A 24,066-nucleotide genomic window follows, 5' to 3' on the forward strand; every position below is an offset into this window, starting at 1 on the left:
AGACACAAATGATTAAATGGAATTATTTTCCTAGAAATAAAAAAATAGATAAGAAGTTTAAAGATATTATTCGAGTATTTGAACATCATACTAATCGGATTGACTCAAGTTATCATAAATTGGCTAGTAATGTTGTTTTGGAAATATTGAGGCAGGATTTAGAGGCTTTAGGTTATCAAGTAGAAAAAGGGAAGAAAAAAGATGAATTAATCAGGATCCCAGTTCTATTTGGTGAGAATGGTATTGAACGTGTTTCGTATGAAGTGGATGCTTTTCATTCAGAGGAAAAGACTGTCATAGAAGTTGAAGCTGGTAGAGCCGTGACTAACTATCAATTCTTAAAAGATTTTTTTGAATGTTGTATGATGTACGATGTTGATTATTTATGTATTGCTGTTAGAAATACCTATCTCAAATCAAATGATTTTAAAAAAGTGAGTGACTTTTTTGACAGTTTGTACACAAGCAATAGGGTTAGTATTCCTTTGCAAGGGGTCTTAATTATTGGTTATTAGGTTGCTATGTAGAGTAAGGTGGTATGAATAAAGCAAGAGTAGCGCAGATAAGGATAATTAGTTTCTAGGATCCATCTTCAAAACGAGAAATACAAAGGTGATGCCTTACTGCAGAAGACCTATACCGTTGATTTTTTGTCCAAGAAACGGATTGCCAATGATGGACAGGTTAACCAATACTATGTGGAAGACAGCCATGAGGGCATCATTGATGAGGAAACTTGGGAGACTGTTCAATTAGAAATCGCCAGGCGTAAAACCTACCGAGAAGAGCATCAGCTCAAGTCCTATATCATGCAGAGTGAGGACAACCCATTTACCACTAAGGTGTTCTGCGGAGCCTGCGGGTCAGCCTTTGGACGAAAGAATTGGGCAACCAGCCGAGGTAAGCGCAAGGTCTGGCAATGTAACAACCGCTATCGCATAAAGGGAGTGGAAGGGTGTTACAGTAGCCATTCGGATGAGGCGACACTCGAGCAGATTTTCTTAAAAGCTTTGGAGCTATTAAGTGAGAACATTGATTTGCTTAATGGCAAGTGGGAGAAAATCTTGGCAGAGAATAGTCTGCTTGATAAGCACTACAGTATGGCATTGAGTGACCTGCTTAGACAGGAGCAGATAGACTTCAACCCTTTAGACATGTGCCGAGTGCTAGACCATATCAGGATAGGGCTTGATGGAGAAATGACCGTTCGCTTCCTGGAAGGAACTGAGGTAGAGTTATAGGATGTAAAAAACAATTATGAATGCTTGTCAATTCTAAATTTTAGTGCTATAATTACTCTTGTAGATGTAAACTATTGTTGGTTTTGGGTTTCCAAACTAACATTGGCTTAGTAAGTAGATACGGTCTGCCTTGTATCTGTTTATTGCCTTAATGGGTTTTGGTAAGCTTCACCACGAGCAGGCAAATAAAAGTTTACCGAATGATGGGGAGTCTAAACAGCTCCCCATTTTTGTTTGGAGAATAGAGAGTATGTTGAAAAATATATGGTTGTCGTATTCCTTGCTGAGACATAGGAAATTTCAAATTAGCTTTGAAAAGATGGTTAATAGTCTTCAAATTAGCCAATGTATAAATTTTGAGTTTAGAGATGAAAATTTTAAACATTTAGCTGGGTTTCATAAGCTATCTCTAAATAATATAAAAGATGCTAAAAAAGTGCCCGAACTAGTTAGAACTGAAAAGCTTAATTATAGAACAATATGCTCTTCCCAGAAATTTGAAACTTTTCTTAGGCGGTCAACAGCTTCTCAAATTTTAGGATTAAGTTTGAGAAGAAAAGATAGTTATGTCAATATTTATGAATACTCTAAACCGAATTGGTCTAAATTAGATGCAGATTTTTTACTACATTTTCGGACTGGAGCATATGACTACTATTTATTCTTAAAGTCATTAACAAAGTTGGATAGTAAACCGGGTACACTTTATAACTGCAAACCTGTATCTTTTTTTAGAAATGAGCCTAAATATAGTGTTCAAAAAAGATATGAGTTAAATCAAACTAGGCTAGCAATTACTTCTATCAGTGAGAACGTAGGTGAAATCACTCATCATATTTTTTGATTTTATGAAATATTAGTTGGTAGGACATCGATAATCAAGATAATACAATTAGGATAAAGAGTCTGTAACGACAGCGGGAAACCATTGTCGTTACAGACTTTTTGCATTTTTGTGGTATACTGAATAAGTAGTGCTAAAATAATTTAGATAAAATAAAGGAATATGGAAAATATGAAGGATAAATTATTGAAATTTTTCTTGATTTTTATAGTGATAGGAATTTTCTTGTTTTTTATAGATAAGATAGTATTTTCTATTAATTCTATTAATTTGGAAATATCTCAAGGTAATCTACTAGGTCTGACTTTTATATATTGGTTAGAATTACTTTTTTTGTTCTTAATCTATGAACTAGTAATCATGGAACTACATAGTGGTATAAGTTATTTTTTGGGTGAATTAGGTCAATATGCAGTGAGAATTAAGAAGGGAGGATTTGCCCTTTACACAATTAGACTGAATTACTATTTGCTGAGATTAACTAGATTACTACGATTGGGATGGGTAACTTATGGCGGTGGTGAAAAAAATTCAGTATGGATTGGATTGTCAAAAAGTTCTTTGAGTCAGCTATTACTTAATATATTTAGAACTGTATTAAGTTTACCTGTGTTGTTAGCGTTTTTATTCGCCTGTCTTTCATTAAAAATACTGAGTGGAGATATTACTCAACATTTATCTAAACTTCAAGAATTTATAAAAGATATTTTACAATTAAAAGTAAATATTGGTGATATCTTTTCAAGATTGCCTGCTCTAGTAGCTTTGATTACAATATTGCCGACAGCCTTCTTTTTCTATTTTTATAGCCAAAAACGAGATGTTCGAAAAATAATTGATAATGAAAATAGTCAATATTTCAAAGAGGTTGTCTTATTGTATGAAAGATTATTGATTTGGATTGATGATCATATTTATCAAATATCTGAAAATTTCGATTATGTTATTAATCGTCAAGACTCGATAGTTGAAATCTTTTTAGAAAAGAAAACTTCCAATTATATGTCTTTAATTAGTGGAGCATACTATGTACCAAGAAGTGTTGAGGATTTTAGATTTATTGAGATAGATGATGTGAATGAATTACAAGAAATTATTACTAAATTATCTAGCGATAGTTTAGAGCGCTTTACACGAATGTTTTCTGTTAAGCGATTTGATATCTGGTATCTTTATTTTTGGGGTTTTCATTTATTGAATAAAGCAGATAAAATCGAAGAGTCCTTTTATACTAAAAAAGGGATGATTTCTAAACTGGATAATCGCCGCACTTATTCGCGAGACCTTACTCAAATGCAACTGGAAAAAGAGAGAAAAGACGAGCAATTTCGTTTATCTTGGTCCATTTATGATGACTTGGAGTTGCTATACAGATTAAAGAGAACGAGTAATTCGTTAAGAACATATCTTTATTCTTCACAGATGGAACGATTGATATTAAAAGCATTAAGTAAAGATAAGTAATTCCGTTCCACAGTATCATTCTAAAATCACTTTCCCTCCCTTTCGTCTATTAGTATAGAAGAAAGCTCTCAGCACACGTCGAGTGTGTCGCACTGCTCGTAAAAGCCTAGAAACCCTTGAACGAAAGCAATTTGAAAAGCCTTGGAGACAAGGCTTTTTAGCTTGGGGTGGGGAAGTATTAGAGTGACGACCTCAGTTGAGTTTATTGAGTTGCTGGGGGATTTGAATGAAATTTATTTCCGCAGACACATGGGCATGTTTGGGTAGTGTTTTTTGAAGTGGAATGACTATATTTCTGATGAGGCTTTGAAAAAAGCTTTGGCTGATATTAATCATAGACTCCGAAAGTGTTTGGCTTACAGAACCACTTTTGAGGCGCTCTTGAACGAGTTCAAAGAACTGTTTCGCTTATTCTTGTAATTTGTCAGGTGAAATTTTTCCTTTTTTACTCATGCTTTATATTGTTAATCAATTTATAATGGAATTGTAGGAAAACATAGTTGCAAATAATTAATTATTCAAGGAGGATTTTATAATGAATAATATTAAACCAGAAATCTATGTTCAAACTGCAACTGATCAAGAAATTACATTATTAGTCGGTGGTGCTGGAGGCGGATTTGTTAAGACTTTGACTAAGGATTGTCTAGGATTTCTATCAAATATTTGCGTAAACGTTGGATTCATCTCTGGATGTAAAAACTGTTAGAACCTGTATTCATAATAGGAATACTAAGTTACTTAGGCTAGTTTTTGGCCAACTGAGGACAATTTTTGCGGGCATAATGGCCGTACTACCAGAACATCTGATAGTAAGTAAGCTAAAATTCGCCCATTCTAGACAGTGTTTCTATTGTGAATACAGGTTCTAAGTCCTGAAAGAAGTGGACAAGTTGCTTTGATAAGTTCTATGGCTATGGTATTGTATTCTCCAATGATGGGAATAGTAAGTAGTCTTATAAATGCGGCTAATCTGTATCCAAATATTGAAAGGCTTATAGATCTAGTAGGAGAACAACAAAACTCTAAAACCTTAGTAAAGTTGCAAAATGGCAAAGTTGATGTTGATAGATTATCCTACCGATACGATCATCATTCATCCTATCTTTTCAAAAATCTTTCGCTTTCTCTTAAGGAAGGTGATACCCTTTTTATAACTGGAAAATCAGGTTCCGGTAAAACCTCCTTGGTCAAAATCTTATTGGGATTACAAAGTATTAGCGAAGGGGGCAATGAGGGAAGTATAACTATTGGAGGGGTTGATCCACTAAGCCAAAAGCTAGATTTAAGAAGAGACATTTGCTATATACAACATCCGTCATTTCTTTTTAAAGGAACTTTGAAGTCAAATTTGAAATTATTCTGTCCAAACTATACTGTTGAAGAACTAATGTTAGCAATTGATAAATTAAATCTTTCTGATGTGTTCTCCCATGCTTTAAATATTGAAAATTTATTTATATTAGAAAATGGTACTAATTTTTCAACTGGTCAACGTCAAAGAATAGGAATGATAAGATTGTTTTTGCAAGAATATAAAGTTATTATTTTAGATGAGCCAACAAGCAACATAGATTCCGAAAATGCTAAAGTAATTATGGCAGCTATTGATGGCCTTAGAGCAACTAAAATTATTATTACACATGATAATGAATTAATCAAACCTGGATCAAAATTATTAGAATTAGGAGTGGAAGAAAATGGATATACATTTAAATCATGTAAGTAAGAAATATGGTGATAGAATCGTTTTAAATGATGTCACTATTAGGATTCCTTCAGGGAAAATTTATGGGTTTATTGGTGCTAATGGAGCTGGTAAAACCACAACAATGAAAATTCTTACAGGATTATTGCCTGCTACAAAAGGTAACGTATACTTTGATGGGGTAAGCCTTAAAGACTTAAAAAATCAGGAAACAACATTCGGAGCATTTATTAGTACACCGAGTTACTATAAAAATTTGACGGCTTATGAAAACTTGGCTATTATACAAGAAGTTCTCAAAAAACCGAAAGAAGAAATTGACCGAGTTTTGAATTTAGTGGGATTAAGCGAAGCCCGCAATAGAGTTGTGTCTTCATTCTCATTTGGTATGAAACAACGCCTTGGTTTAGCATTTGCTTTTCTGAATAATCCAGATATACTGGTACTAGATGAACCTACGAATGGACTAGATCCGAAAGGAATTGTGGAAATTAGAGAACTCTTATACAGATTAGCTAAAGAAGAAGGAAAAACGATTTTTATATCAAGCCACCATATTAGTGAAATCGAAACAATTGCAGATATGGTCGGTATAATACATGATGGCGAACTCATTTTTGAGGGTTCTCTCTCTGAACTTTACAATAAGAGGGAAAGTTCATATCATTTGGAAGTTGCAAATCCAGATGTTCTGAAAAATGTTTTGAAAGCTCGAAATCTCTCTTTTAGTCGAAAAGAATCTCATTTTGAAATAAAGACTTCCAAGCAAGATATACCAGTTTTAATAAAAGAAATTGTACAAGAAGGAGTCGATATTTTGGAGGTCTCACCAAATAAAAATCTAGAAAGAATCTTCTTAGACTTAACGAAAGGAGAAAAAGTGTATGGTAACACTAATAAAAAATGAAATAAGGAGGTTTGCGGGAACTCCCACAGCTTTGTTATTGCTTGGCATTACTTTTTGTTTGCAGTTACTAGGAACAGTTTTTATCTTCAAATCATTAGACGTGCGAGTTGGGGAAATAGCGCAAACACCTTTTCAGAAATCTATGCTGATCTTTTTAGGTTTTTCTGGATTAGTGAGTTTAGTGGTAAATGGGATTATTAACTATTTTGTTACTTCAACTGAGCACAATAACCATACTTGGGAATTACTCCTTTTAGGGATAGGCAAGAAAAACAAAATCCTTTTTTCAAAGTATTTCACAGTTATTCTATCTTTAATTTCTTATCAGTTACTGTCAACTATTTTCTTTGTTATTGTTACACAGACCAATCTATCGTTAGCAATTGATTGGTCTATGGTATTTTTAGTTTTAGCGTCCAATATATTTTTCAGCTTACTCACGATGACACTTCAGTTTTGTGCTCATCTGTTAATAAAAAACAGTATATCTGCCCTAAGCAGTGTTATTATTCTTATTTTGTTGCAAACACTTTTTGCCTCGAATTCAATCTTTGTTTATGTGTTCCCAATAAATGGCATTTCTTATCTGATAACGTCTAGTGCTCTTAATCCAATTATAGTTTTAGCGATTCTTTTAGGTAATATTGTTTGGAGTGGTGCTCTTCTTTTAGTAGCTACTAAAAAGTTTCATCTTTAGGAGAGAATTATGTGGAAATTAGAATTTTTAAAGTATAAGAGAACCTATTTAGCTCCTGTATTTATAGGGATAGGTATGTTTTTAGTTATTTTCCAAAGCTACGCAGGTTATACGATTAAGGAAATCCCGGCGAAAGTTTTGTTTGTGACTGGTTTAGATTTATACAGTAATCTTCTGTTGCCGGTGATGATTCCTGTGTTCCTTATCATCTCTTTTTACCGTGAAATAGAGAATACTGGCTTTCAAAACTTAACTATAAAAGGAATCTCTAGTCAACAGATACAGTGGTCTATATTGAAATTTTATTGGATAGTAATACCTTTAATATTTCTCTGTCACTTTTTGATTCCATTGGTATTTATTGCATTAAGAGGAGAAAATATTCTCAATATAATTGTTGCTAATAGTTTATTTTTACTACTATCAACTTTAAGCATCATTGCACTGATTAATATTAGTTTACTGTTGCATCTGCTAAGTAGGAATTACATATTACCAATTTTAGTAGCTGTGGCAGGCGTTATCGTTGGACGTCTTCCTTTAGGGGAAAACCTCTGGATCATTAATCCTTATTCTTATTTAAGTTATGTTGCTGATTTTAAATCGTTTACGATGTCTCACTATTTAGCTTTCTCCCTATTCATTTCCATGTCTTTTATTGGTATAATAGTATTTAGGAAAAAGAATCGATTTGAGTAAAATATGAAAAAAAATTTGTTAAGCACAGCTTATTATGCTTTGTTTATTACGAGACTTATTAATTTGTCGTTTAATGGTTATCTGGGGAGCGTAGAAAATAGCTTATTTTTACTTGCTTTAAATGGATTATTGTCATTAGATTTTATCTTACATAGAGTACTATCTGTTAAATCTACGGTTGGTAAATATATTGTATGGCTGGTGAGATTTTGTCAGTGTCACTCCATTTTATTTGTCATGGGGGATTCAGTAGTACCTATTTGGTTACAATATATGATTGGAATCATCATTTATTCTTCGTTAATCTATATAGCCTTAAGCTTATTTTTTCAGAAACTACAGACTTCTTTTTATCTATTAATGCTATCGGTAGGTCTGTTATCAAGTGCCAGCTTACTTTTTCCGGAATGGACTAGTTTTGCATTCTCGTTCTATTTAATCGTTACTTTTTTGGTAGCACTCCTGACTGTTATTTTAAGACACAAGCAAACTTTCTATAAAAATGATTCCAATAGACTTTATTGGTTAATGATATTAGTTTTTTACCTTATGATTGGACTGAGTTCTATTGGTTTCATTTTTTTCAAACCATCGGCTTTATTTTCTGGTTTCTGGTTATTTTATTTTTTAGCATTAATCTCAGGATTAGTTCTTATCTTGTTTTATCATAATGACGCAGTATTTAAACAAAAAGATGAATTACTAACGATTATCTTTCTAGTTTTATTTTATATTGTTCTGTTTATTCTCATCTTAAAGAGAAGTAGTTTAGTTGTTCTTGAAACTGTAACCATTATTTTATATATTCAGTACTTTTTACAGTTAGTTGGAGAGAGTTACAGACTAATAACTGGAAGTACGTATTCTGATTATGTAGGGATTAACTCAGTATTAAAAGAAGAAACTTTAAACCAAGAGTTTGCGAATTTCTTGCATGATAATATTCTTCAGGATATAAACGCTTTGATTCAGTTGTCTCGATTGGATAATCCAAGTATCGCGGCCAAAAAGATAGAAGAAAGATTAGAGCATCTCAATATTTTTGTCCGTGAGCGAATGAATCAGTATGGTCCTCAGTTACTCAAAGGGCTATCATTATATGACAATTATCGTATGATGCTAAAATCGTTTGAAAAACGTTATCCTGAAACGGCTATTTCTCTAGCATTTTATTCAGCAAAAGATTTAGTAATCTATCCTCCGTATGATTTTCTAATTTATAGATGGCTAAGAGAGCTCGTTAATAACTCTTATAAATACTCCAGAGGTCAAACGATTATTGTTACATTGGTTAGAGATGGACGAGAACTCTCTTTGTCGGTCATTGATGATGGTTGTTATCAAAAGCTAAAGCCTTTTAAACACGGACATGGGTTGTCAATTTTGGAAGAACAAGTAAGGGCAGTAGGAGGAGCTATTACCTTTCGACAAGCTGACTCTAATGGATTGCAAGTTGATATCAAACTGATGATGGAAGGGGAGAAAGCGATTGAAAATTTTATTAATAGATGACCATAGCCTGTTTGCAGAGAGTTTAGCCTTAGCTATACATCAGTATCAGTCAGACATTCACATTGATATTGTGACTAATGAGGATGATTTTAAAAAATTGTTTTCAACTTTGACAGAATATCGAGTGATATTGTTAGACATTAACTTAGACAATAAATTTAGTTCAGATGGCTTTGAAATAGCTCAAGATATTTTAGAGAAATACACCGACTGTAAGATTGCACTATTAACAGGCTTTGATTTACCTGTATATGAATATCAAGCTCAACGAATTGGGGTAAAAGGATTTGTTCCTAAGAATATAAGTTCTAAAAAATTAATTCAAATTATTAAAGATATCTCCTGCGAGAAAGACTATTTTCCCAATCAGAATTATTTTATAGATGAACTAACAGAACGTGAAAAAGAGATTCTTATGCACTTAGGCAATGGTGAAAAACGAAAAGATATTGCGAAATCTCTTTATATTTCTGATAGGACTTTAACAAACCATATCCAAAATATATTAGAAAAACTTGAAGTGGATTCAACTTTAAAGGCGGTTATAAAGGCTCAAAAGTTAGGATATATCAAATAATTGCCCTTTTTACTCATGATTCTTTACTACGACTTCAATATACTGATATTGAGGAGGTTGAAATTCATGAAAAAATCCATACCGTACGTTTTTCTCGTTCTATCAATAGCTTTTTTGTTCAATGCTATCCGAATATATCTTGAGAGTAGGTCTTTGTACGTTGTTGATGTTCTGTTGTTCATAGTATTCTTGGTGTCATTTTTTATATCTAAGAAGAAATAGCAAAGCCGGCCCTGCCCCCACAAAATGAGACACAAGAAAAACACTCCTGTTGAAATCTAGTAAACTAGAAACAGGAGTGTTTTACTATGGTTAAACAAGCATATTCGATAGAAACTAAGTTAGCCTGTATCGAGATGAAAAAAACAGGCAAAAGCCATAAGGTCATCAAAGAGACTCTAGGGATTAAAAATAATAGTCAAATCTATACTTGGATGAAGTGGCATGAACAGGATGAAATGCACCGTCTTCATCAACCTGTAGGAAAACAATATACCTACGGCAAAGGGATGAAGTAACTATCTGAAGTAGAACAGTTGAGATTACAAGTGGAACTGCTAAAAAAGTATCGAAGCTTGATAAGAAACTCGACAAAGTAAGTCTTATCAAGCTAGTGGAAGAATACAAGAAACTGTATCCAGTGTCCCTTATTCTAGACTGTTTCGATGTCAAACGCTCCACCTTCTATCGTTGGAAATCGGAAGGGATGAGGACACAACAAAGAGAGGAGGTAATAGACAAAATCGAGCATCTCTGTATGGAAAGTCAGTTCATCTACGGTTATCGTACCATCACTCGATTGCTCAAGAAGAATTTTGATCTCGTCGTGAACCGTAAGAAAGTCTATCGTATCATGAAGGAAAAGGGCTGGCTCTGTCAAACACGGCCTAAGAAGGCAGCCAATTTAGGAAAGCCATACTATGTGACAGAAAATAAGCTAGACCGCGACTTTCATGCAGATAAACCAATGGAGAAGCTTGTCACAGATATCACTTATCTCTACTTCGGCAACTGTAAGCTCTATTTATCCTCTATCATGGACCTCTATAACCGTGAAATTGTGGCTTATACCTTCGGATTGCCAAGATACGGACTTCGTATTAGATACGCTTAATCAGCTAGAATTATCTCAAGGAGCGCTCCTACACAGCGACCAAGGCTCTGTCTATACCTCGAAGGCCTACTTTCAGGCTTGTACAGAAAAAAGCATTACCCGCTCCATGTCCCGTAAGGGAACACCAGCGGACAATGCCTGCATCGAATGGTTTCATTCCGTCCTAAAGTCTGAAACCTTCTATCTCCACAAGTGGAGAAATCTAACTAAGAATAGTATAACAGATATTGTGCAAAATTACATCATATTTTATAATGAAATGAGAATTCAACAGAGATTAAACGACCAGTCTCCTGTTCAATACAGAAAACTGGCCACCTAAAGAGTGTTTTTCTACTGTCCCATTAGTGGGGGCAGTGCCAGACAAGGCTTTTTTCTTTTGGGTGGAGTAGTATCAGAGTGAGAAAATTTTTGGAATGAGTAGAAGTGATAGCTAGAGATTATCAGTTTCTATTTCCATTAACCCTGTGGGTACGTGTTTGTTTCCACTGATAAAGAGTTTGTGGGAATAGAAGCGTACCCACCTATTAATGAGGTTTAAGAAAGTATGATTTCGGGAAAACTTTGTCATTTGTTTTTTGGACATTTTATTTTTCAAGATTATTTTTATGAGGATTATTAAAAATAATTCGAACTATATCATAATTGACTGAAACGGATTTTTTAAAAAAACTCGAGAAAAATTATCGTGGTAACCTGATCAAATTTTTACTCAACAGTCGTAATCTGGACTATCTATCCTGAACGAAAAATGTTTCAAAATTTTCTTATTTCAATATCTCTTTAACAATATTGAAAAACTTGTCAAAAAAATGTTTATTAACTATAATAGTTAGAGAAAGAGATAGGAGGGCAGAAAGTGATAGAAAAACGTTTTGGCAACAACAACGAACTGAGCTGGATTATTATCCATTCAGAAAGAGAAATGATAGACAAACAATTAGTCGAAGACTATGAATTAGATAAAGAATTGGTCTCATATGCATTAGACAAAAATGAAAGGGCTCATTTAGAATACAATGTAAAACTCGATCGATTATTATTGATTTTTAATCTTCTTGATATAACAAAAGAGGGTAATTATTATGAAACCACACCGATGGCGTTTATCGTGCAACAAAATCAGTTTATTACGATTTTCAATGCGAGAAATGCTTATTTGCTGGAAAAACTAGAAAACTATTTGGCTAATAATACAGTTTTGACCTGTCAACAGTTCCTATTCGCCAGCTTAACGATTGCTTCCAAAGAATATTTCCCTGTTTTGGATCAATTGGATCGTGATAAAGATACGCTCAATGCTAAGTTAAGAAAGAGGACGACCAAGCAACTGCTATTAGAACTGTCTGACTTGGAAACTGGGTCAGTCTATTTACTAACCGCAGGAAATCAAAATGTGCTCGTGTTGGAACAATTGCGGAACCACCCACATATTCAAAAACTCGATAGCATTGAATTGGAAGAACTGGACGATGCATTAATTGAAGCCCGTCAGCTAGCAGCCATGACGCAGCTGGATTCTCAGATTCTTCAACAATTGTCAGGTGCCTACAATAATATCTTGAACAATAACTTGAATGACAACCTGACTATTTTAACGATAATATCCATTTTACTCGCAGTTATTGCTGTTATCACTGGATTCTTTGGGATGAATGTTCAGTTGCCATGGCAAAACGAGCCACAAGCGTGGATTTGGATTGTCATTCTAGCACTTGTATTATGGCTGATTATTGCACAAGTATTGAAATTTGTCATGCGTCGACAAGGGTGAAAAAAGATTTTATAAAGAGATTTGAGGGGAAACTCTCAATTTTTTTGGCACAAAATGGTAATTGATAGGCACCAACTGTCATTCATCTTTTTCTGAACAAGGAGTAAACTAATGTCATCAAGTTGATAAAGACTTGAAAGAATCATTCAGAAAGAGGTGCTAGAGGCTTATTTGCCATGGGACAAAAACATTAAGAAAGCTTGTAAATAGAAAAAGTTCCAGGGTCGACAGGACTTTGGAGCCTTTTTCAATATACTTTGTTATTGGGCGCTTGCATATTATTCCGTTTTTTGTACTAAATATGTTGTAGTTTTTTTATAAGAATAGCGGTAGATTAGTGGATTCTCTTCTAAGGTTCTTACCTCAAAAATGAAGAAGTGATCCCGATTATCTCTGGCCTTCTCCTTATTCAGACTTGGTATTGTTCCAGTGTAGGAAACACGCTTGTTTTATCAATCACATGAATGCGCGTGTGTAGCTGCCTAGCGTATACTTGACTGAGGAGTAATAATTTCTTCTCCAGTGACAAATCTGACATGTACGTTACTTTGTTTGTGTCATCAGAGAGTGCTGATGTATGCTCAGATAGGAAAACCCCCATCCATTTTTGCATCTTAGTATCCTGGTACTCTCATGCTGACTGAAATGGTAAGTATGAACGGTCAATCATTTTAATCCCTCCAATCCACCTGCGGAATGTCCGCCGATAAGTTTACTACGTTCAATAATTCTGGAACCTTCAGTTAGGACGGTTCCTTTTTGTATGGCTAAAAAACCAAACTGTTCTCGGACAACATCAATTGCTGTCTGAAGTCTATTTTCTTTTTCAATTTGTTCTACATCATCAAATAGTGATAGAAGAGTATAGCTTTCATCTACAAAACCACTATAAGACACACCAATTTGTCTCACTGCTCCAGTGGAGTATTTCTTTCGGAATAATTCAAGTACATGACTCATCATTGTTTTGGGGAGATTTGCGGGTTCAATTTTTTTCTGAGCATTTATAGATTTTTTCATCTCAGTCCTAGAATATCCAATATGAATAGAAACGACAGTAGTCAATACTAGGACTACTGTTCCGTTCCACAGTTTAATCCTAAAATCACTTTCATACCCTTTCGTGCATTAGTATAGAAGAAAGCTCTCATCACACGTGGAGCGCGTAGTGTTGCTACAACGAAGCAAAGGGTAGAAATCCTTTATTTTAAGCAGTTTTTCAAGCATTTTGCCTTTATTGAAAAGAGTGATTTTGACATAAAAAAGGTGCAAAAAAAGTACATTGATAAAGGTTTGGGGGATTAATCCTCAAAAATACAGTGATATAATATGCCTCTTGGACTCCTGGATAACTTGACTTGTCCTTGAAAAGAAATTATTTAAGGTTTGTAAGAAAATGGAAGTATGATGAGCAATATTTAAAGAATTTTACGTCAGAAAAGATACGATATGAAAAAATAAGTTTTATCTAGTTTAGTGTAACCTATTCAATGAGCCCTTACATTGTCTTGCCCTATTTTTGGTTGTCGGAAGATACGCTTCAGTTACGCTGTCGGAGAGACCATGTTCTCTATGATGTTTGGGAAAGACAAGGCTACCTCAAGACGACAGAAGGGAATGTGGTTCATTACGGTTTCATCGAGGAACTCTCCACCATTTACCATATCCGAGTGATTGCTTATGACCGCTGGAATGCGACGAAGATGGTCCAAAACCTCGAAGGTATGGGTTTGACCTTAGTGCCATTTGGTCAGGGCTACAAGGACATGAGTCCACCATCCAAAGAGCTGTTTAAGCTCCTGATGGAAGGGAAAGTCCAACACGGTGGGAATCCTGTTCTAAAGTGGATGGGGCAGAACGTGGTCATGCGACAAGACCCAGCAGGGAATATCAAGCCTGACAAGGAGAAGTCTATTGAAAAGATTGACGGCATAGTCGCCCTTATCATGGGGCTGGACCGTTGTATTCGCCACCAAGGACAAGGCAATTCAGTCTATGATGAACGAGGAATTTTGAGTTTTTAGTTGACAAATAATCAAAAGGTGTGTATATTTGGTGTATACAAAACTCATGGAGGAAGATTTTATGAACTTAGTAAAAACTCGTCGAGTTGGTAATTCTACCACGATTACGATTCCAAAAGAATTTGACATCCCGACTGGTACAGAATACAGTGTCTATAAGGGGAGTGATGGCACGCTATTATTGAGTCCTAGTAAAGAGAACCTTTTGGAAGAGGCGACCGACTTACTCATTCGTGAACGACTGATTAATGAGCTTGGAGAGACCATTGACCGTAATCTTGCAGAACTTGAAGCTGGTAAAGGGATTGATCTTCAAGAAGCCAGGAGACAGCTAGTTGAATAAATACAAAGTTGAACTTGTTCCTGAGGTATTTGAACAGATTCAAAGCATCAAAAACTATATCACTCTTGTTCTTCAAAGTCCTGTTAATGCAGATCGAACAGTTGAGAGAATTTTTAACGATTTGGGACAGTTGGAATTATTTCCTGAACGAGGGTTTGACGCTGACGAGAAAGTTGGTGTACAACTTTCTAAACATGTCAAGTCTAGAGGAATATCAATTTCAAAGGGCAGTTATCTTGCTTTCTATACGATGAAGGAAGATGAGAAGTTGGTTTATGTGACCTATTTAGTCTCTTCAAAGAGTGACTATGCCTCACTGTTTAAGTTGTAAAATGGGTTGAAAAGGCAACACTCTTCTGTACAGAAATTATCAAGTGCTTTTCTTAAACGCTAATACTTAAGGGAAATCAAAATGAGTGTGATACTCGTTTTATGATAAAAGAACTTAGCGCCTCCCAAATGTTAGGTATGGGATTGACATAATATAAAATGAAAGGAAATCAGATGAGCATCTGGGATGAATTAAAACTGGTTCACTTGGCCAGTCACTCTTCTTTTGGGAGAGGGATGGGCTACCATCAGAGCAAGGCAGTGTTACGTAGTGAACAGTGTGGAGATGGTATGTATAAGGGGCAAGTTAGTGGCTCAGAGACCAGCTGTTACGATACGATGATCAACATCCATCGCCCTAGGCAATCAACGTGCACCTGCCCATTTGCAGCAGGAAGGCGGGTCATCTGCAAGCATATGGTAGCCTTGTACTTCTTTCATTTTCCTGAACAGGCAGATGCGGTTCTTGCAGCATGGGAAGAAGAGGAAGCGGAAAAAGAAGCGCATTATCAGGAATGGGAAGCTGAGTACAGTGAGGCACGCCAGAATAAAGTTGAGGAAGTCACAGCCTATGTCAGGAGTTTGACCGATGAGCAAGTCAGAGCTGAATTGATTACAGCTCTCTTAAAAGAGTTCGATTGGCACTATCCAGACTATGAGGAAGAATATGGCTATGATGACGACTATTATTTCTGATTGCCAGTGAGTCAAAGAGTCTCTGGTAATGGTTTGAGCTAATAGAAGTAGAAATAGAAAGAAGAAAGGTTGTAGCAATTGTGGGAAACCCTTGTGGCTACAGCCTTTTATGATTTTGATGGGAAAGCGATTTTTCCACTAGCGTCAATTGTGGGGGTTTGATGTCACCTATGATGTGAAGTGACCTGCTTAGGTCTTTTTCGTTTGCCGCTAATGAATGGCTGATACCGAGATTATTTTGGAGCAATTCTTGTTCTATTGAGGGGGAGCGTCAATTCAGGTTCTTTTGTTAATTTAAACAAGTAAAATAAGTTTAAACTTATATATATAAATTTTATATAATCTCTTGACAAATGCTCTTAATAGGTTTAATATTTATATATAAAATATTTATATATAAATAAAAACAACATATGGAGGTGGCGAATGTATTTTCCGGTATCGTCGACCTTGATTGAATTTCTGATTTTAGCGATTGTGGAGCAGCAGGATTCTTATGGTTATGAGATTAGCCAGACCATCAAGTTGGTGGCCAATATTAAGGAGTCTACGCTCTACCCCATTTTGAAAAAAATGGAGCAGTCAGGCTATGTGACAACCTATAAGCAGGAACATCAAGGCAGGCAGCGTAAGTATTATAGGGTGACAGGTCTAGGTCAAGAGCAACTGGTCTACCTCAAAGAGGAATGGACCAGACATACGGATCTGTTAGGGGACATTATTGAAGGGAGATTAAGACGATGACAGGAGAGATTTATCTAGCACAGTTGCATGGCTACCTTAAACGCTTGCCGAAAACCGATTTTGATGACTGCATGGCCTATTTCATAGAATTATTTGACGATGCGGGGCCAGAAGGCGAAGAGGACTTGATAGCCAGTCTTGGAACCCCTCAGGAAGCTGCAGCGGAGATTATGGGAGACCTGCTCGATAAGAAAATCGATACGGCCAAGTCCCCGAGAGAGAAGCTTGGTCTAGTGCCTTTTTCGTTCTTAGTCTTGTTAGCAGCCCCTTTAGGCTTCCCTCTCTTGCTTCTGATTGTCCTTCTAGTATTAACAGCTATCCTTTTGATGGCCAGTCTATTGAGCAGCCTTTATGCTATCACGATAGCTCTCCTTGCAATATCTGTGGCATTCTTATGGGAAAGTATGGCCCATTTTCAAACCTTGGGGATTTTCTTGCTCAACCTTGGAGGCATGTTGCTTAGTTTAGGAATAGGCTTATTCCTATGGCTTGAAACGGTTAAGTTAAGCAAATTATTTGGCAAAAGTCTAGTGACATTCATACAAAATCTTTACAGAAAGGTGACAAAGCATGGCTAATTGGAAGAAAAAAATAGTAGCTGTCGCTTCAGGTTGTTTGATAATAGGTAGCCTGTTAATTGGGGTGGGTGTTTTAGCAGGTGGCATCCAAGATGTTAAACAGGCTTATGAAGCAGCTAAGGGTGAGCTTTATCAGTATCCGTTGACGTTAGAGAGCTTGGAAGAGTTAGAAATCAACCTGTTGGATACGCCTGTGGCTGTTGAAATCGGAGATGTAGCAAAACCTGAGCTGACTTATTACAAAAAAGAAGGTGATACCCCTTTTTCCGTTGAGGAAGATGTGACAAAGCGCAAACTGATCCTCTCGGACGCGACTTCCACTTCTGAAAAAATTGTTTTTTATACGGATATAATCAGTGCTTATGCTAATTTGACCAATAACCAAAACAATTTGGATAGGATTATGCTAAGGCTTCCTAAGGGGACTAATCTAGCGCGTCTTAACGTATCCTCTACAGACAATATCCTCTTTTTAAAAGAGTTAGAGGTTGAGGATTTCACCATAGAAGCTAATAACGCCATTATTAGTCTGGATGGTTTAAAGGTCCATAAGGGGCAGGTATCTCAGATAGATGGTGAACTCTATTGGATTAATAGTCGGGTCTCTGATACAGTCATTGAGCTAACCAACTCCGTACTAACCGTTGAAGGAGATAGTCTAGTGGGAAGCAGCATCAATGCGACTGATAGCAGTGTGAGCTTGGATGGTCTGGTAGAAAATCTAGCTGTGACGAGTCAAGGGGGCTCACTTGACATCGCTAAGGTTGATTTTAGAGGAACTATTGATCTTGAAAGCACGGATGGGCCAGTATCTTTTCAAGCATTTAACACCATTCAAAATAGGTCCCTTGATGTTGAAGTCGGGGATGGTAGCATGTTTTACAATGGGGAAGAACTGTCTGAAAAGCATGAGGGCTATCAATCTCTTAAAGATAGAAAACACTTTAGCAAGACAGTTGGAGAAAGTCTGGCAAGGATTCGGGTGCGTGTACAGGGCAGTGATGTTTATCTGAACACGAACTCTGTTAAGATAGGAGAATAAGGATGACCAAGACAACATATTTAGCGGAATTAGCAATCTACCTCAAACGCCTGCCAAAAGCGGATTTTGACGATTGCATGGCCTACTTCATAGAATTATTTGACGACGCTGGAACAGAAGGCGAAGAGGACTTGATAGCCAGTCTTGGAACCCCTCAGGAAGCTGCAGCGGAGATTTTAGATCAGATTTTGGAAAAAGAAATCGAGAAGGTAGAAGTGACAAATAGCAAGGACCGTTATATTTCGGTGAACTTGCCATATTTTGATCGTCTGAGCTTTGATCTGGGGAATTTGGATGTATTTGTTGGGCGGTCGGAAGACGGTCAGTACAGCCTGTCCTATTTCAATCCACAAGATGGAGCGCAATTGCCCTTTGACTATCAAGTAGTGGATGGTCAGCTCCAGCTTCGTTCTGTGGAAGAAAAAGAGACCAGGAAGTATGCCTTCTCTGTGTTTTCCAACCGTATGGGATTAAATTGGGCAACTAATACTCTGGTAATCAAGATGCCAAAAGGAAGTGCCTTGCAGCAGCTAGAGGGACGCTTGGGAGCAGGTGATCTGACGGTTCAGGATATGGTGATAGAAGAAGGCCAATTGAGCACAGGGGCGGGTGATTTGAACCTGACTGGCCTGGAAGCCAGGAGCTTGTCTTGTCAGACCGGTAGTGGGGATATTTCCCTTCAAGCCAGCCAAGTTAGTCGTGTCCAGTTAGCTACAGGTGCAGGAGATATGGATTTATCTCATGTCCGTTTAGAGGGAGGGAAACTGTCTACAGGTTCAGGAGATGTGACCATTGAGGATAGTCAGCTCAGAAACATCAAACTAGAGTTGGCTTCGGGAGATGTGGAGATTAGCCAGAGTCAGCTGAGCCAGCTATCAGGTCGACTGGCTGCAGGAGATATAGTTTTGGCAGATACATCAATTGATACCGTTACCCTGTCGCTCTTGTCTGGCGATCTATCTGCTAAGGACCTGATTTTTGTAGGCGAGATAAATCTCTCAACCCTATCGGGAGATATCGAGATAGCAGGTCTTAACCAGCTGTTGGATCAACTATCGCTGGAGGTTAAGGTTGGCTTTGGTGGTTTGGATCTTTCTTGGGATCAGGCATCGCGCAAGATTTACCAACACCAGGTTTCTAACCCAATTGCCAAGATTGGTCTGAGCAGCAAGATGGGGGATATTTCCTTGGCCTAAGGACGATAGAAAATAATAAGGCAAAAACAGGCAAACTGCCTGTTTTTATGTTATACTAGATAGGTTGCATAGAAAACAACAAAGAAATAAGCCTTATGAGGCAGCTTCGCACTGCCTTTTTAGAAAGAAGACATTAGTGAAATTTACAGAATTGAATCTGGCAGCAGATATCCTGTCAGAAGTAGAAAAAGCAGGCTTTACCGAGCCTTCTCCGATTCAGGAGCAAACCATTCCATTAGCCTTGGAAGGGAAAGATGTTATTGGCCAGGCTCAAACAGGAACTGGTAAAACAGCTGCATTTGGCCTTCCTACTCTGAGTAAGATTGTGGTGGATAATCCGAAGGTGCAAGCCTTGATCATCGCGCCTACCCGCGAATTGGCTGTCCAAAGTCAGGAAGAATTGTTCCGCTTTGGCCGTGGCAAAGGGGTGAAGGTGCGTTCGGTATATGGTGGTTCCAGTATTGAAAAGCAAATCAAAGCACTGAAATCAGGGGCTCATGTGGTTGTTGGAACACCTGGACGCCTTCTGGATTTAATTAAACGCAAAGCGTTAAAGTTAGATGGTGTTGAAACCCTGATTTTGGATGAGGCGGATGAGATGCTCAATATGGGGTTCTTGGAAGATATTGAAGCCATTATTGAACAGACACCGATAGCACGTCAGACCCTCCTATTTTCGGCAACCATGCCAGAACCGATTAAGCAGATCGGTATCAAGTTTATGCAGCAACCGGAGCATGTGACGATTGCAGCTAAGGAATTGACCACGGAATTGGTAGATCAGTATTACTTGCGGGTTAAGGAAGATGAGAAATTTAATACCATGACACGCTTGATGGATGTGGACCAGCCTGACTTGTCAATCGTCTTTGGGCGGACCAAGCGCCGTGTGGACGAGCTGACCCGTGGTTTGAAGATCCGTGGTTACCGCGCCGAAGGCATCCATGGGGATTTGGATCAAAACAAACGCCTGCGTGTGCTCCGTGACTTTAAAAATGGAAATCTGGATATCTTGGTGGCTACTGACGTGGCGGCGCGTGGTTTGGATATCTCAGGGGTGACCCATGTCTACAATTACGATATTCCACAGGATCCTGAAAGCTACGTCCACCGTATCGGACGGACAGGGCGCGCTGGTAAGTCAGGTCAATCCTTTACCTTTGTCGCATCAAATGAGATGGGCTACCTGTCCATTATTGAAAATTTAACCAAGAAGCGGATGAAGGGCTTGAAGCCTGCAACAGCAGAAGAAGCTTTTCAAGCCAAGAAAAAAGTTGCCCTGAAAAAGATTGAGCGTGACTTCGCAGATGAGGCCATCCGAGCCAACTTTGATAAGTTTAGCAAGGATGCAAGAGCTCTGGCCAATGAATTTTCACCAGAAGAGTTGGCCATGTATATCCTAACCTTGACGGTTCAAGATCCTGATCATTTGCCAGAAGTCGAGATTGCCCGTGAAAAACCATTGCCGTTCAAACCATCAGGCGGCGGTTTTGGTGGAAAAGGTGGCGGTCGCAACAAGTCTAATCAGCGCGATGGCCGTGACCGTGACCGTCGTCGGGGAACTGAACGAGATGGGAAGCGTCGGGATGACCGTTTCAAAAAAGATGGCCGTCGTCAAGACAATAAAAAGCCACACAAACGTACTTCTAGTGAGAAAAAGACCGGCTTTGTTATTCGCAATAAGGGTGAAAGATAAAGCTACTCTAACACGATTCAAATGATAAGACCAGCCTGTTCCCAACTTAAAAGGGAGAGGCTGTTTTTGTTGTTAGGCTATCCTAGCGATGATTTTAGTAGGGGTAATCCTGAGCTGTTCTAGAGAAAATGACTCTATGTTGCACATCGAGTGAGTATACTCCGTCAGGCGGGGCTGTTGGAGTTTATCGTTAGAAAAGCGTGAGTGATTCACTGGCAGAATTTTTCCAAGCCTTCTGGCTCTGACAGGGCTAATTTCGGTGGAAAATGTGCTATAATGTTAAGATGAAACAAGGGAGGCCATTCGGATGAAAAGTGTTGCTATTTTTTACAATCCTCAATCTGGCAATAGGCCTAAGGACCAGCAGTTAGAGCAATTGCGGACGTATCTTGTGCAGGAAGGTATGGAGTCGCAAGCTATTTCGGTAATCAAAACAGAGTCTGCCAGCCATGCCTTTGATATGGCAAAAGCAGCCAGTCTTTCAGGCGTGGATTTGATCGTCGCCATCGGAGGAGATGGCACAATCAATAAGATTGCTTCAGGGCTTTACGCAGGAGGAGGCAAGGCTTCTCTAGGTATAATTCCCGCTGGGACAGTCAACAATGTGGCCAAGGCCCTAGGGATTCCTCTGGATTGGCAAAAAGCGGTGCAAAACTTGACTGGAGGTATCCCACGCGCCATAGATCTATGTCAGGCCAATGACCGCTATATGATATCAAGCCTGACCTTGGGAATGCTGGCTGATCTGGCACTGGAAGTCAAGCAGGAAGAAAAGCGCCGCTTGGGGTTTCTAGCCTTTTTAAAGTATGCAGTCGCTACCCTCCGCCGCAACCGTCACTATTACTTGACCCTCAACTATGGCACCCATTACCGGCAGGTCAAAGCTAAGATTTTACTGATCACCATGATGAATGCTGTGGCGGGGCAGGTTCACTTTGACCCAGAGGCTAGACCAGATGATGGTCTGATGAGTGTTTACCTGGTCTCTCGGTTTAATATCTGGAAAACCTGGTGGTATCTGCCACGTTTTTTGGCAGGCGATACGCGAAAATTGCCAGAAGTTCAGCATTTTCGGACTAATCAGCTAGACATCAGTCAGTTTAAGCACGGGAAAAGCCAGAGGGCTAGGACACGGATCGATGGCGATAAGAGTGTCTATTTACCCCTTTCCTTAAAGGTCATTCCCTTAGCGATCCGAGTGATGGTTCCGCAAAACATTGACAGCATCAAAAAGGAGTCTAAGTTATCTCTTGAGGAGAACGCTAGCAAATAGAAATAGGAAGTGAGTTGTTATGAATTATTTTAACGTTGGAAAAATTGTCAATACGCAAGGCTTGCAGGGTGAATTGCGGGTTCTGTCGGTGACAGACTTTGCGGATGAGCGCTTCAAAAAAGGCAGCAAGCTAGCCCTCTTTGACCAGAAGGACAACTTTGTCATGGAGGTGGAGATTGCCAGCCACCGCAAGCAGAAGAACTTTGACATCGTCAAGTTCAAGGGTCTCTATCATATCAACGAGGTTGAAAAGTACAAGGAGCATTCCCTCAAGATTGCCGAGGACAACCTGACTGACCTTGCCGAGGGCGATTTCTACTACCACGAGATTATCGGTCTGGAAGTTTATGAAAATGACCAGCTAATCGGGACCATCTCAGAAATCCTCCAGCCAGGTGCCAACGATGTCTGGGTCGTGAAGCGTAAGGGCAAGCGTGATTTATTGCTTCCGTACATTCCGCCAGTGGTGCTGAATGTGGATATCCCAGCTGGGCGGGTTGACGTCGAACTCCTTGAGGGCTTGGACGATGAAGATTGATATTTTGACCCTCTTTCCAGAGATGTTTGCACCTTTGGAGCACTCCATCGTGGGCAAGGCCAAGGAAAAGGGGCTGCTGGACATTAATTATCACAATTTCCGTGAGCATGCGGAAAAGGCCCGCCACGTGGACGATGAACCCTACGGAGGCGGTCAGGGCATGCTGCTTCGGGTCCAGCCTATTTTTGACGCCATCGAGGCTTTGGAGAAAATAGCAGAGCCCCGTGTCATTTTACTTGATCCGGCGGGACGCCGATTTGACCAGGCATTCGCAGAAGAGTTGGCCCAAGAAGACCAGCTGATCTTTATCTGTGGCCACTATGAAGGCTATGATGAGCGGATTAAGACCTTGGTGACTGATGAAGTGTCCTTGGGCGACTTTGTCCTGACTGGTGGCGAATTGGCGGCCATGACCATGGTGGATGCTACTGTCCGCCTGATTCCAGAAGTGATTGGCAAGGAAGCTAGCCATCAGGATGATAGCTTTTCGTCTGGTCTCTTGGAATACCCACAATATACTCGTCCGTATGACTTCCGAGGCATGCTGGTGCCCGATGTTCTTATGAGTGGCCACCATGAGAATATTCGAAAATGGCGGTTGGAGCAGTCCCTCAGAAAAACACTGGAGAGACGGCCGGACCTCTTGGAGAACTATGAGCTGACAGAAGAAGAGGCTGAGATTTTAGTCAAGATTAAGGAGAGTTGAGTGAAAGAAGTCCTGATTAAGAGAGGCCTTTGCGCAACTTTGTTTGAATTAGTAAGTAGTTCAGCCCTTGCAATTGGTTTTGTATATTAGGCTATCTTAGGATTTTTAGAGAATCATTTTCTCATTCCTTTAGTATGCTTAATAATAGGTGTTTTGGGAGTGATCGGATGCATAACGCTTGTTTATCAGATTCTATCAGGCGCTCCTGTTATGAGACTAACCGTTGAAGGGGTTCAGATAAGGTCATGGTTTAGAAAGCCATTTATTCCTTGGTCAGGCATTAAGACTGTAAACTATCATGAATGGCATGATGGGATCGTTATACCGATATCAGCAGTGTTGATATGACGCTGATTGACGGGA

Annotated in this window: 23 protein-coding genes and 5 pseudogenes; 25 read left to right on the top strand and 3 right to left on the bottom strand. The window is 38.5% G+C overall.

Annotation, left to right across the window (positions count from 1 at the left end; translation table 11 throughout):
- Nucleotides 1–8 precede the first annotated feature (8 nt).
- The 13 genes and pseudogenes from ABID29_RS01015 to ABID29_RS01075 all read left to right on the top strand — a co-directional run bounded on the left by ABID29_RS01015 (nt 9) and on the right by ABID29_RS01075 (nt 12,537).
- Entirely contained in the window at nt 9–515 is a 507-nt protein-coding gene (locus tag ABID29_RS01015; protein ID WP_354363792.1) for a hypothetical protein, read from the top strand.
- Nucleotides 516–584: 69 nt separating this feature from the next.
- Nucleotides 585–1,241 (top strand): recombinase zinc beta ribbon domain-containing protein, encoded by a 657-nt coding sequence (locus ABID29_RS01020; protein WP_435533142.1) that lies wholly within the window; start codon nt 585–587, stop codon nt 1,239–1,241.
- A 130-nt stretch (nt 1,242–1,371) separates the two neighbouring features.
- Nucleotides 1,372–2,085: a PBECR4 domain-containing protein gene (locus ABID29_RS01025; protein WP_354363793.1), complete on the top strand. Its 714-nt coding sequence runs from the start codon at nt 1,372–1,374 to the stop codon at nt 2,083–2,085.
- 171 nt (nt 2,086–2,256) lie between these two features.
- Nucleotides 2,257–3,549 (top strand): hypothetical protein, encoded by a 1,293-nt coding sequence (locus tag ABID29_RS01030; RefSeq protein WP_354363794.1) that lies wholly within the window; start codon nt 2,257–2,259, stop codon nt 3,547–3,549.
- 535 nt (nt 3,550–4,084) lie between these two features.
- Nucleotides 4,085–4,258, top strand: a complete 174-nt coding sequence (locus ABID29_RS01035; RefSeq protein ID WP_354363796.1) for a type A2 lanthipeptide — start codon at nt 4,085–4,087, stop codon at nt 4,256–4,258.
- A 201-nt stretch (nt 4,259–4,459) separates the two neighbouring features.
- Nucleotides 4,460–5,278 carry an ATP-binding cassette domain-containing protein gene (locus ABID29_RS01040; protein ID WP_354363798.1) on the top strand — a complete coding sequence of 273 codons (819 nt, stop codon included), beginning with the start codon at nt 4,460–4,462 and terminating at the stop codon, nt 5,276–5,278.
- Nucleotides 5,250–6,164, top strand: a complete 915-nt coding sequence (locus tag ABID29_RS01045) for an ATP-binding cassette domain-containing protein (RefSeq protein WP_354363800.1) — start codon at nt 5,250–5,252, stop codon at nt 6,162–6,164. Before ABID29_RS01040 ends, ABID29_RS01045 begins: the two co-directional genes overlap by 29 nt.
- Entirely contained in the window at nt 6,142–6,861 is a 720-nt protein-coding gene (locus tag ABID29_RS01050; RefSeq protein ID WP_354363802.1) for an ABC transporter permease, read from the top strand. Before ABID29_RS01045 ends, ABID29_RS01050 begins: the two co-directional genes overlap by 23 nt.
- Before the next feature lie 9 nt (nt 6,862–6,870).
- Complete coding sequence (locus ABID29_RS01055; protein ID WP_354363804.1) at nt 6,871–7,560, top strand: ABC transporter permease; 690 nt, start codon at nt 6,871–6,873, stop codon at nt 7,558–7,560.
- Nucleotides 7,561–7,563: 3 nt separating this feature from the next.
- Nucleotides 7,564–9,072: a sensor histidine kinase gene (locus ABID29_RS01060; RefSeq protein WP_354363806.1), complete on the top strand. Its 1,509-nt coding sequence runs from the start codon at nt 7,564–7,566 to the stop codon at nt 9,070–9,072.
- On the top strand, nt 9,050–9,649 hold the full coding sequence (locus ABID29_RS01065) for a response regulator transcription factor (RefSeq protein WP_354363808.1): 600 nt from the start codon (nt 9,050–9,052) through the stop codon (nt 9,647–9,649). The genes ABID29_RS01060 and ABID29_RS01065 overlap by 23 nt, the downstream gene beginning before the upstream one ends.
- Nucleotides 9,650–9,957: 308 nt before the next feature.
- Nucleotides 9,958–11,085: pseudogene (locus ABID29_RS01070) on the top strand (IS3 family transposase).
- 537 nt (nt 11,086–11,622) lie between these two features.
- Nucleotides 11,623–12,537: a magnesium transporter CorA family protein gene (locus ABID29_RS01075; RefSeq protein WP_354363809.1), complete on the top strand. Its 915-nt coding sequence runs from the start codon at nt 11,623–11,625 to the stop codon at nt 12,535–12,537.
- A gap of 278 nt (nt 12,538–12,815) precedes the next feature.
- Here ABID29_RS01075 and ABID29_RS01080 read toward each other — a convergent pair.
- The 3 pseudogenes from ABID29_RS01080 to ABID29_RS01090 all read right to left on the bottom strand — a co-directional run.
- Nucleotides 12,816–12,950, bottom strand: a pseudogene (locus ABID29_RS01080) (DUF5960 family protein); the annotation flags it as partial.
- Nucleotides 12,939–13,138: pseudogene (locus ABID29_RS01085) on the bottom strand (hypothetical protein); the annotation flags it as partial. The pseudogenes ABID29_RS01085 and ABID29_RS01080, both read right to left, overlap by 12 nt.
- Nucleotides 13,139–13,203: 65 nt before the next feature.
- Nucleotides 13,204–13,596: pseudogene (locus ABID29_RS01090) on the bottom strand (DinB/UmuC family translesion DNA polymerase); the annotation flags it as partial.
- 434 nt (nt 13,597–14,030) lie between these two features.
- On the opposite strand from ABID29_RS01090, the pseudogene ABID29_RS01095 reads away from it, so the two are divergent.
- From ABID29_RS01095 to trmD, 12 genes and pseudogenes are all read left to right on the top strand, one after another.
- Nucleotides 14,031–14,561: pseudogene (locus ABID29_RS01095) on the top strand (terminase TerL endonuclease subunit); the annotation flags it as partial.
- A 61-nt stretch (nt 14,562–14,622) separates the two neighbouring features.
- Entirely contained in the window at nt 14,623–14,904 is a 282-nt protein-coding gene (gene mazE / locus ABID29_RS01100) for a type II toxin-antitoxin system PemI/MazE family antitoxin (protein WP_354363810.1), read from the top strand.
- Nucleotides 14,897–15,235, top strand: a complete 339-nt coding sequence (locus ABID29_RS01105) for a type II toxin-antitoxin system RelE/ParE family toxin (protein ID WP_354363811.1) — start codon at nt 14,897–14,899, stop codon at nt 15,233–15,235. Before mazE ends, ABID29_RS01105 begins: the two co-directional genes overlap by 8 nt.
- A gap of 173 nt (nt 15,236–15,408) precedes the next feature.
- Nucleotides 15,409–15,930, top strand: a complete 522-nt coding sequence (locus ABID29_RS01110; protein WP_354363813.1) for an SWIM zinc finger family protein — start codon at nt 15,409–15,411, stop codon at nt 15,928–15,930.
- Nucleotides 15,931–16,356: 426 nt separating this feature from the next.
- Nucleotides 16,357–16,674, top strand: coding sequence for a PadR family transcriptional regulator (locus ABID29_RS01115; RefSeq protein ID WP_354363815.1), 318 nt, complete (start codon nt 16,357–16,359; stop codon nt 16,672–16,674).
- Complete coding sequence (locus ABID29_RS01120) at nt 16,671–17,252, top strand: DUF1700 domain-containing protein (protein ID WP_354363816.1); 582 nt, start codon at nt 16,671–16,673, stop codon at nt 17,250–17,252. The genes ABID29_RS01115 and ABID29_RS01120 overlap by 4 nt, the downstream gene beginning before the upstream one ends.
- The gene (locus ABID29_RS01125; RefSeq protein ID WP_354363817.1) at nt 17,245–18,294 is read left to right on the top strand and encodes a DUF4097 family beta strand repeat-containing protein; all 1,050 of its coding nucleotides are present in this window, start codon (nt 17,245–17,247) and stop codon (nt 18,292–18,294) included. Before ABID29_RS01120 ends, ABID29_RS01125 begins: the two co-directional genes overlap by 8 nt.
- Nucleotides 18,295–18,296: 2 nt before the next feature.
- Complete coding sequence (locus ABID29_RS01135) at nt 18,297–19,490, top strand: DUF4097 family beta strand repeat-containing protein (protein WP_435533138.1); 1,194 nt, start codon at nt 18,297–18,299, stop codon at nt 19,488–19,490.
- A 136-nt stretch (nt 19,491–19,626) separates the two neighbouring features.
- Nucleotides 19,627–21,186, top strand: a complete 1,560-nt coding sequence (locus ABID29_RS01140) for a DEAD/DEAH box helicase (RefSeq protein WP_354363819.1) — start codon at nt 19,627–19,629, stop codon at nt 21,184–21,186.
- Between the two features lie 307 nt (nt 21,187–21,493).
- Nucleotides 21,494–22,459 carry a diacylglycerol/lipid kinase family protein gene (locus ABID29_RS01145; protein ID WP_354363821.1) on the top strand — a complete coding sequence of 322 codons (966 nt, stop codon included), beginning with the start codon at nt 21,494–21,496 and terminating at the stop codon, nt 22,457–22,459.
- A 19-nt stretch (nt 22,460–22,478) separates the two neighbouring features.
- A complete protein-coding gene (gene rimM, locus ABID29_RS01150; RefSeq protein WP_354363822.1) occupies nt 22,479–22,997 on the top strand; it encodes a ribosome maturation factor RimM in 519 nt (172 codons plus the stop codon).
- On the top strand, nt 22,987–23,703 hold the full coding sequence (trmD, locus tag ABID29_RS01155) for a tRNA (guanosine(37)-N1)-methyltransferase TrmD (protein ID WP_354363824.1): 717 nt from the start codon (nt 22,987–22,989) through the stop codon (nt 23,701–23,703). The genes rimM and trmD overlap by 11 nt, the downstream gene beginning before the upstream one ends.
- Nucleotides 23,704–24,066 lie beyond the last annotated feature (363 nt).

Source organism: Streptococcus rupicaprae, assembly GCF_040545225.1.
Taxonomy (GTDB): Bacteria; Bacillota; Bacilli; order Lactobacillales; family Streptococcaceae; genus Streptococcus; species Streptococcus rupicaprae.

What these genes read in the sequence shown, in the direction of transcription:
- ABID29_RS01015 (WP_354363792.1), top strand. Translation starts at nt 9, where the DNA reads ATGATTAAATGGAATTATTTTCCTAGAAATAAAAAAATAGATAAGAAG.
- ABID29_RS01030 (WP_354363794.1), top strand. Translation starts at nt 2,257, where the DNA reads ATGAAGGATAAATTATTGAAATTTTTCTTGATTTTTATAGTGATAGGA.
- ABID29_RS01035 (WP_354363796.1), top strand. Translation starts at nt 4,085, where the DNA reads ATGAATAATATTAAACCAGAAATCTATGTTCAAACTGCAACTGATCAA.
- ABID29_RS01040 (WP_354363798.1), top strand. Translation starts at nt 4,460, where the DNA reads ATGGCTATGGTATTGTATTCTCCAATGATGGGAATAGTAAGTAGTCTT.
- ABID29_RS01045 (WP_354363800.1), top strand. Translation starts at nt 5,250, where the DNA reads ATGGATATACATTTAAATCATGTAAGTAAGAAATATGGTGATAGAATC.
- ABID29_RS01050 (WP_354363802.1), top strand. Translation starts at nt 6,142, where the DNA reads ATGGTAACACTAATAAAAAATGAAATAAGGAGGTTTGCGGGAACTCCC.
- ABID29_RS01055 (WP_354363804.1), top strand. Translation starts at nt 6,871, where the DNA reads ATGTGGAAATTAGAATTTTTAAAGTATAAGAGAACCTATTTAGCTCCT.
- ABID29_RS01060 (WP_354363806.1), top strand. Translation starts at nt 7,564, where the DNA reads ATGAAAAAAAATTTGTTAAGCACAGCTTATTATGCTTTGTTTATTACG.
- mazE (WP_354363810.1), top strand. Translation starts at nt 14,623, where the DNA reads ATGAACTTAGTAAAAACTCGTCGAGTTGGTAATTCTACCACGATTACG.
- ABID29_RS01110 (WP_354363813.1), top strand. Translation starts at nt 15,409, where the DNA reads ATGAGCATCTGGGATGAATTAAAACTGGTTCACTTGGCCAGTCACTCT.
- ABID29_RS01115 (WP_354363815.1), top strand. Translation starts at nt 16,357, where the DNA reads ATGTATTTTCCGGTATCGTCGACCTTGATTGAATTTCTGATTTTAGCG.
- ABID29_RS01120 (WP_354363816.1), top strand. Translation starts at nt 16,671, where the DNA reads ATGACAGGAGAGATTTATCTAGCACAGTTGCATGGCTACCTTAAACGC.
- ABID29_RS01125 (WP_354363817.1), top strand. Translation starts at nt 17,245, where the DNA reads ATGGCTAATTGGAAGAAAAAAATAGTAGCTGTCGCTTCAGGTTGTTTG.
- ABID29_RS01135 (WP_435533138.1), top strand. Translation starts at nt 18,297, where the DNA reads ATGACCAAGACAACATATTTAGCGGAATTAGCAATCTACCTCAAACGC.
- ABID29_RS01145 (WP_354363821.1), top strand. Translation starts at nt 21,494, where the DNA reads ATGAAAAGTGTTGCTATTTTTTACAATCCTCAATCTGGCAATAGGCCT.
- rimM (WP_354363822.1), top strand. Translation starts at nt 22,479, where the DNA reads ATGAATTATTTTAACGTTGGAAAAATTGTCAATACGCAAGGCTTGCAG.
- trmD (WP_354363824.1), top strand. Translation starts at nt 22,987, where the DNA reads ATGAAGATTGATATTTTGACCCTCTTTCCAGAGATGTTTGCACCTTTG.